Here is a 7,637-nt window from a genome sequence, read left to right as displayed (position 1 = left end):
ACGGGTCGAACTACACCGCGATGGTCTACACCGAGCGGATTGTCGAACTCGGTGCCGTCCCCTCCACGGGAACGGTCGGCGACAGCTTCGACAACGCGATGGCAGAGGCCGTGAACAACCTCTACAAGACCGAGCTGATCCGTCAGCGCGGCCCGTGGCGGACGGTTGAGCAGGTCGAGCTCGCGACGCTGGAGTGGGTGTGGTGATGGAACAACCAGCGGCTCCACGGCGAGCTCGACATGCGCACCCCCGCCGAGGCCGAGGACGCGTATTACGCTGACCAAGAATCAGGCCAACCGGCACCTGCCGGACACGGCTCCCGATAGGAACGAAAGTCAGGCCGATTCAGTTCGCCGTAACCGCCAGCACGCTGAGGTCTGATCCACAGCATCGCTTGCAGTGATCCCCCGGGAGCTTCGGCTCCTGGGGGATCACTTTTTCGTCCATCACCCGCGGTCGCGCGGCTCGCCCCACTTGCCGAGCTGGTACGCGGCTGCCGAGCCGCAGGCCACACCCAGTGCGGCACCGCCCCAGCCGTACACGTGCGTGCCGGCGATCAGGTACGACGCGGCGATCGGCAGCCACACGTCCGACGACGCGACCCCGGGATAGAACACCCGCGGCTGCAGGCTCTGGAAACCCAGCCACAGCGCCAGCACGTTCGCGATGATCAACGCCGCGAGCGCGAGCGGGATCACGACCCACCAACGGTGATCGCGCCTGGCGATCAGCACCGTCGCGGCCGTGGCCAGAGCGAGGATGACGACGGCGACCATCACCCCCGGCATCCCCCCGCGCTCGTCGAGCGCCGGGGCGAACAGGTCGGGCATCGCGGGCCCGAACATCATCGTCAGCGCGCCGGGCAGCAGCAGCAGCACCCACGGCGCGATCGCGTTGAACAGGCTCATCGGTCTGCGCCGCTTCGGACTGTGCGCAGACGCGGTCCACTGTGTGTCCATGTCGCCCCCAAAGCGCATGTCCGTCGGACGAAGGCGACGTTGCCCGTCCGTGACGCGAGCCTCTCCCCTGGTCGCGGGGATGTCAACCCCGCAGCCCCGGCCGGCCCGTAGGAACACAGCCCGCCGGAGTACGCTGTGTGCGGAGCCACATGTCCCCCACTCTGACTCGACGTCACGCGCAGCAGCCCGTGTTCTGGCGCTGGGCCGCGTCTGCGATGCTCGCAGCGCTCGTCGTCCTCGGACTCCTGGGGATGCACACCCTGTCGACCGGCCACGGCGACACCGGGCTCACGACGGTGGCTGCGGCTGAGCACTCGCACGCTCACGCCGTCACGGAATTCGCCGCGACGACTGCCGACACCGAGGTCGGATGCGCCGACTGTGGCGCCGGCCACGATCACAGCGCCATGATGCTCGCGTGCGCCCTGGCCCTGATGGTGGCGATGATCCTCATCGGTCGGGTCGGTCGCGCGATGCAGCACCACCGGCATCCGATTCTCGTCATCGGTGACGACCGGCCCCCGGTCGAGCCGTCACCGCGCCCGCCTTCGCTCGTAGAACTGTCCATCAGCCGGACGTGACCGGCCGCCGCCGACTCGCCGAGTCGGCATGGCGCCGCGCCCCTCAGGGGCGACCCTCACGAACGACTGGAACGGACACAACTGATGAAGAAGAACCGCACGACCGCGCTCGCGGCCGCCCCTCTCGCTCTCGCGCTCCTGCTGGCCGGGTGCACGGATGCCGGAACCACGGCGACGTCGGGCATGAACGACTCCGATGAGACGGCCATGTCGTCCACCCCGGCGGTCGAGGTGCAGGGCGAGTACAACGCCGCCGACACGATGTTCGCGTCGATGATGATCCCCCACCACGAGCAGGCGGTGGAGATGAGCGACATGCTGCTCGCCAAGGACGACGTCGACGAGCGCGTCGCCGAGCTCGCCGAACGCATCAAGGCCGCCCAGGCCCCCGAGATCGACCAGATGGAAGCGTGGCTCGACGACTGGGGCATGCCGTCCGGCGCCGAGATGGGCGACATGCGGCACGGCGACGGCATGATGTCGGAGGACGACATGGCCGCGCTCGAATCCGCCACAGGTGACGACGCATCGCGGCTGTTCCTCGAGCAGATGATCCAGCACCACGAAGGCGCCATCGACATGGCCGAAGCCGAGATCGCGGACGGCATCAACCCCGACGCGGTCGCGCTCGCCGAGACGATCATCGAAACCCAGGCGACCGAGATCACCGAGATGCGCGAGCTGCTCGCCGACTTCTGAGCCCGTGCGGGGAATGCCGAGGATCCGGCGCCCCCGCACCCTCGACGAAAGGACACCCGATGCTCGCACATCGGCGCGTGGCCGCATCCGCCGCCGCGCTCTCGCTCCTCGCCCTCGCGGGCTGCGCGGCACCCGAGCCGCCGTCGACCGGCACCGAACACGCCGCGCCGTCGGCCCACGTGCACGAGATCGTCGTCGACCCGGCCGGCGACGGCTTCCTGCTCGGCACGCACGACGGACTCTTCGCCGCCTCGACGGACGGCGAGGTCGGCGGACGGCTCGGACAGCACGCGTTCGACGCCATGGGCCTGACGGTCGTCGGCGACGACCTGCTCGCCTCGGGGCACCCTGGCCCGAACACGCCGGCGGAGTGGGGATCACCGCACCTGGGGATCATCCGCAGCAGCGACGGCGCCCGGTCGTGGTCGCCGGTCACCTTCACCGGCGAGAAGGACTTCCACGTGCTCGCGGCCGGTGTCGGCGGCGCGGTGTTCGGCATCTCGACCGACAGCTCGCGCCTCTTGGTCAGCACCGACGTCGGGGAGACCTGGAGCGAAGCCGGCGCGAGCGTTCCGGCGCTCGACCTCGCCGTGGACGCCACGGGCCGCCTCATCGCGGCCACCCCGCAGGGACTGCAGGTCAGCCTCGACGACGGCGCGTCCTTCACGGCGTGGGGAGGCACCCCGTCGATGTACGCGCTGTCGTCATCGCCCGATCAGCAGCGCGTCGTCGGCATCGACGCGCGCGAGCGCATCTGGGTGACGACAGCCGGAGCGGACGCGTGGGAGCAGGTCGGGCGCGCCCACGGCGGAGTGCAGGCCGTGACGATCACCGACGACGGCGACATCGTCGTGGTCGACGACAGCGGGCTCACGGTGCTGAGCGCGACCTGATTCGCCGCTGAGCCACGAACGACGGATGCCCCCGCCACACGCGATGTGTGGCGGGGGCATCCGGTGTCTGAACTCAGACCTCGTCGGGACGACGCACGGGCGGCGGCGGGGGAACCGCACCCGGTGCGGCCGGGGGTGCCGACTGCGTGCGGGTCGCCGACTGCGGCGGTGCCGAGACCGGAGCGGTCGGAGCGGTGCGCGCGGGCTGCGACGACGGCGACTGCGACGAGGGAGCAGCGCGGCGCGCGGCATCCTTCAGCTGGTCACCGGCAGAGGGCGAAGACTTGGCCTCGGCCGCGATCTTCGGAGCCTCTTCTTCGGCCTTGTTGAGGAAGCCCTCCCAGCGAGCCTGCATCGGCTTGATGAGACCGCCACCGGCACCGACGATGATGACACCGGCGATGATCGCGAGCACCGCGATGAGGATAGGCGTGGTGACCGTGGTGGCGACCTCGACCTGGTTCAGCGCGGCGGTGATGCCGATGAACAGGATGAAGATGGCGGCGATGTTCGCCAGCACCTTGCCGTACGACAGGCCACCCAGGGTGTTCTCGATGAGCGTCTTCACACCGGTCGCGATCGCCGCGGCGATGATCACGATGATGATCGCGACGATGATCTTCGGGATGAAGGCGATGATGCCCTCGAGCAGGTCGCTGACCGGGTTGGGTCCGAAGACGCCGAACGCGAACTGCAGCACGAACAGGACGAGCGTGTAGTAGACGATCTTGGCGATGATGTCGGACGCGTCGAGCTTCGACTTCGCAAGCACGCGCTTGACGCCGCCGCGCTCGACCAGACGGTCGAAGCCGACCTTCTCGAGCAGCTTCTCGAGGCCCTTCGAGATGAGCTTGGCCAGGATCAGGCCGACGATGAGGATGACGAGGAACAACAGGAACAGCGGGATGAATGTGAGAACTGCCGCGAGGGCGTTCTCGAAAGCGTCTGGGAAGTTCATGACCTTTGTTTCTTTCCTTCAGGGGGATGCCGCGTGCATGCGGGCCATGGTGCGTCTCAGTATGTGCGCAGGGCACTTTCGGGCTCGCCCCCCTTCCGGTCGGGTGGGGCACTGTGCTATTTGCGCGAGGCGGGGTGCGGATTCAGTCGGTTTCGGGCAGCCCGAGCAGGTCGCACAGGCGCGCGGCGCCGTCCGAGCTGCCCGCGGCCGCGGCGCAGGTTTCGAGGTCGGCTTCGGCGGCGAGCGCGTTGCGCATCGAAGTGGCGCTGTAGTCCGACAGCGCCCACCCGAGCGGCGGAACGACCGCCGGCCGTGTGCCCGCCGACACCACGACGAGCTGATTGCGGAGGGTCTCTCGCACCGCGACCACGGTGTCAGCGCAGTCGGTGTCGGTGTCGGTGTCGCCGGCCGGGCACACGTCGCGCACACCGGCCGACAGCCGCTGCAGCCACGCCCAGTCCGACAGCTGCGTCGCCTTCGCGCCGTAGCCGACGAGCGGCACGAACGGCTCGGCGGTGACGTCCTGCAGCGACTCGGTCACGTCGAATCCGGCCGAATTGCGCAGGTAGACCACGATCGGCACGAACGGCGGCTCGGTCGGCGAGGCCTCGTTCTCGGCACGGATCGCCGCGGTCACATGCGGCGCAAGGTCGGCGAGGGTGCCGAGGCCCGACCCCTCGGCGTACCCGCCGTCGATCAGCTGCGCGTTGCCGTCGCAGCCGTCACCCGGAAGCCGTCCGCCCGGCGTCACGATCGGGAACCGCGCCGACAGCATCGCCGCCGTCGCCCGGTCGAGCTGCGCCAGACACTCCTGCTCGAGCCACCAGGTGACGGCAGGGTCCGTGCGCACGTTGTCGCAGCGCGGTGAGGCTGCGGGTGTCGGCGATGCGGATGCCGCCTCTGGCGGCGCGGTCGGTGACGGCGTCGGGAGGATCGACTCGTCGCCGACGATCACGCGGCACCCCGAGTCGACATCGGTGGAGTTGAGCATCGTCAGGCCCGTGCGCTCGTTCGCGGTGACGGTGTGCGGCCGGCTGAGGTCGGTGACGTCGGCGATCCAGCCCGTCTCGATGAGGGCAGCCCGGTCGCGCCACTGCCACCCGAACGGGTCGGACCCGCCCTCGGGCCTCTCGAATCCCTGGGGCGTCGACACCAGCGACGGGAGCTTGATCCCGGTCACACCGGCGATCACGTCGCCGACGAAGAGACCCGAGACGGCCATGCCCAGGGTGTCGGGACCGGCGAGCGCCGCGAGCTGCGTCTCGGCCGGAGTCGGTTCGGGATCTGCCTGGCCGGGGGCGGGCGGGTCGTCGTCTTGCGCGTCGGCGGAGCCCATCGCGGGCTCAGCCGGGTCGAGGCCGGTGAGCGCGAGCCCGACCGATCCCCCGCTGACGCCGCTCGAAGCGAGCACCGTCTGGTCGAGGCAGCTCGCGCCGAGGATCCGCTCCATCGCCGTCGCCGTCCAGTACGCCGCCCGGATGCCGCCACCCTCCGCCGCCACGAGCAGCACCGGCCGGAACGCCCGGCCGCCCGCCTCGAGGACGCAGCCGGAGTTGTCGTCGAGGCGCGCGGTGAGGGTCTCGGAGACGGCGGGTGCGGCATCCGCTTCGGTGGTGTCGGCGGGTTGCTCGGTGTCGGCGGGTTGCTCGAGGGTGCGGATCAGGTGCGGCTGGCCGTCCCACGAGAGGACGCCGAAGATCGAGGCGTAGACGAACGGCACGGCGATGCCGAGGGTGAGGACCGGTGTGGCGCTGAGGTGCAGCTTGCGGAAGATCGGCAGCGGCTCGTACGCCTGCAGGGCGACCGCGAAGCCGCCGAGCGCGCCCGTCCAGCAGGTGATCGCGAGCACGGTGGTGGCGGTGGGGCCGAGTGCTCCCCCGATCTGGGGGAAGACCGTCATGAGCACGAGCAGGACGACGGCGCCGACGATGATGATCAGGAGCGAGAGCTGGTGCAGGCGCCACTGGCGACCCTGCTCGGCGGTCGCCACGGGAGTGGACCCGGGTGGCACACGGGGCTCGGTCGGGTCGTTCTCGGCGACGAGACGCGCGAGCGACAGTGGACGCGGGTTCGGTGTCACGGTCGCGAGGCGGGTGAGCAGGCTCGGGACGGCGAGCGCCGCGACGACCGCGATCACGCCGACGAGCGGAGCCGCCCACGGCAGCGGGACCTCTTCGCGCGCCAGCCACAGGAAGGTGGGCGAGGCGGCCGAGCGCACGAGTCCGAGGCCCGCCACCACGAAGACGCTGATCGCCAGGACATCCCCGACCAGTTGCGCGTACCGCGCGCGGCCCGGGTCGGGAGGTCGGAGGGTCGACGGAGGCATCGAGCTGGCCTCGACCACCTTCGAGGCGATCAGGACGATCAGCGGGACGGCCACGAAGGTGATCGCGGGAGCGGGGCCGAGCAGGGCGGAGCGCGGCTCGGGGGTGAGCTGGTGCAGTCCCCAGCCGAGGAGCAGGATGCCGGCGAAGGCCGCCAGGGGCAGCATCCACCAGCCGAACACGCGAGCCATCGGCACGTCGACCTTGGTGCGCCGCACCGCCCCGTAGCGCTCGTACATCAGCCGCGCGCGGGCGCGGCCGAGGGCGAACGCGGCGATGAAGGCGAGGAAGACGGTCACGAGGGCCGTGGTCGCTTGACCGAAGTACGGGCCGAGCCACTGGCGCTGCACGTCGGGCAGCTGGTCGAGGACTCCGTCGCTCGGCACGCACGACAGGATGCCGAGCGTCACGACTCCCACCACCGACAGCCGCTGCACCCAGACCGCCTGCCAGCCGCGGTGCACGGCGGCAGCGAGCGTGTGCCGGGTGGGGGCGTGCCGGAGGACCAGCACGATCAGAACCGCGACCGTCACCCACTTGACGGTCGCGACGAGCGCGATCGGGATCGCGAGCCAGGGTGTCGCGATCTTCGCGCCGACGAAGCCGGCCGCCACGACCAGCAGCACCGCCTCGATCGCTTCGAGGACGATGAGCGTCTGCAGCGTGCGGCGCAGGGTGAGCGGGTTGAGGACCGTCTGCGGGAGGGCGGGGGACGGTGTTGTTGCGGGTGTCGGGGTGGGCGCGGGCGTGGCCCAGCGGGTGAGGAAGGCGAGTCCGGCGAGCCCGTAGACCCACACGAACAGCATGTCGAAGCCGGTGTGCAGGGCGATCCAACCGGCGAGGTGGCCGTGCAGGTCGGTTGCGGCCCAGTCGGTCCACGCGCCGCGCCCGGTGAACGAGAGCGGACCGATGACCGTCGCCAGCGAGTGGGTGCGCCCCTCGCCGCTGGCGACCGCCGAGATGAGCCGGTCGAGTTCTCCCATGCAGATCAGCACGATGGCCGCGGCGATGGCCAGCCGCATCCATCTGATGGTCGATCGGACCGGCGCGGCCAAGGCTGCCGGCATGCTCGGCGGGGGCGGATCGTCGGGCGGCTCGTCGGGCGTGGCGGGCGTGGCGGGCGCGGCGGCGGGCGCGGCGGTGGGCGCTCGCCCTGCATCGTGCTGCACCATGTCGCCCCCCAAGGCCATGGCGGGAGTCTTCGTCGACCCGCGATGGCGCGA

At 70.7% G+C, this 7,637-nt stretch carries 6 protein-coding genes and 1 pseudogene; 4 read left to right on the top strand and 3 right to left on the bottom strand.

What is annotated here, in order from left to right; translation table 11 throughout:
* Positions 1-206, top strand: a pseudogene (locus Q9S36_RS33800) (IS3 family transposase); the annotation flags it as partial.
* A gap of 240 nt (positions 207-446) precedes the next feature.
* On the opposite strand, the gene Q9S36_RS33795 reads toward Q9S36_RS33800, so the two are convergent.
* A complete protein-coding gene (locus Q9S36_RS33795; RefSeq protein WP_311289173.1) occupies positions 447-908 on the bottom strand; it encodes a hypothetical protein in 462 nt (153 codons plus the stop codon).
* A gap of 200 nt (positions 909-1,108) precedes the next feature.
* Between Q9S36_RS33795 and Q9S36_RS33790 the strand changes: the two genes are divergently transcribed.
* The 3 genes from Q9S36_RS33790 (at position 1,109) to Q9S36_RS33780 (ending at position 3,132) form a co-directional block, all read left to right on the top strand.
* Positions 1,109-1,540 carry a DUF6153 family protein gene (locus Q9S36_RS33790; protein ID WP_311289172.1) on the top strand — a complete coding sequence of 144 codons (432 nt, stop codon included), beginning with the start codon at positions 1,109-1,111 and terminating at the stop codon, positions 1,538-1,540.
* Between the two features lie 84 nt (positions 1,541-1,624).
* Positions 1,625-2,239 carry a DUF305 domain-containing protein gene (locus Q9S36_RS33785; RefSeq protein ID WP_311289171.1) on the top strand — a complete coding sequence of 205 codons (615 nt, stop codon included), beginning with the start codon at positions 1,625-1,627 and terminating at the stop codon, positions 2,237-2,239.
* A gap of 59 nt (positions 2,240-2,298) precedes the next feature.
* Positions 2,299-3,132 carry a F510_1955 family glycosylhydrolase gene (locus tag Q9S36_RS33780; protein WP_311289170.1) on the top strand — a complete coding sequence of 278 codons (834 nt, stop codon included), beginning with the start codon at positions 2,299-2,301 and terminating at the stop codon, positions 3,130-3,132.
* 73 nt (positions 3,133-3,205) lie between these two features.
* Here the strand turns inward: Q9S36_RS33780 and Q9S36_RS33775 are convergent, their stop codons facing one another.
* Entirely contained in the window at positions 3,206-4,090 is an 885-nt protein-coding gene (locus tag Q9S36_RS33775) for a mechanosensitive ion channel family protein (RefSeq protein WP_311289169.1), read from the bottom strand.
* A gap of 142 nt (positions 4,091-4,232) precedes the next feature.
* Positions 4,233-7,604: a hypothetical protein gene (locus Q9S36_RS33770; protein WP_311289168.1), complete on the bottom strand. Its 3,372-nt coding sequence runs from the start codon at positions 7,602-7,604 to the stop codon at positions 4,233-4,235.
* Positions 7,605-7,637 lie beyond the last annotated feature (33 nt).

It is taken from the genome of Microbacterium sp. ARD31 (assembly GCF_031844425.1).
The sequence above is the reverse complement of the archived record's forward strand: the minus strand, read 5'-3'. Positions and strand labels throughout refer to the sequence as shown.

Bases quoted from the DNA above. Each gene is read 5' to 3' on its own strand.
- Q9S36_RS33785 (WP_311289171.1), top strand. From the start codon at position 1,625: ATGAAGAAGAACCGCACGACCGCGCTCGCGGCCGCCCCTCTCGCTCTC.
- Q9S36_RS33780 (WP_311289170.1), top strand. From the start codon at position 2,299: ATGCTCGCACATCGGCGCGTGGCCGCATCCGCCGCCGCGCTCTCGCTC.
- Q9S36_RS33790 (WP_311289172.1), top strand. From the start codon at position 1,109: ATGTCCCCCACTCTGACTCGACGTCACGCGCAGCAGCCCGTGTTCTGG.
- Q9S36_RS33775 (WP_311289169.1), bottom strand. From the start codon at position 4,090: ATGAACTTCCCAGACGCTTTCGAGAACGCCCTCGCGGCAGTTCTCACA.
- Q9S36_RS33795 (WP_311289173.1), bottom strand. From the start codon at position 908: ATGAGCCTGTTCAACGCGATCGCGCCGTGGGTGCTGCTGCTGCTGCCC.
- Q9S36_RS33770 (WP_311289168.1), bottom strand. From the start codon at position 7,604: ATGGCCTTGGGGGGCGACATGGTGCAGCACGATGCAGGGCGAGCGCCC.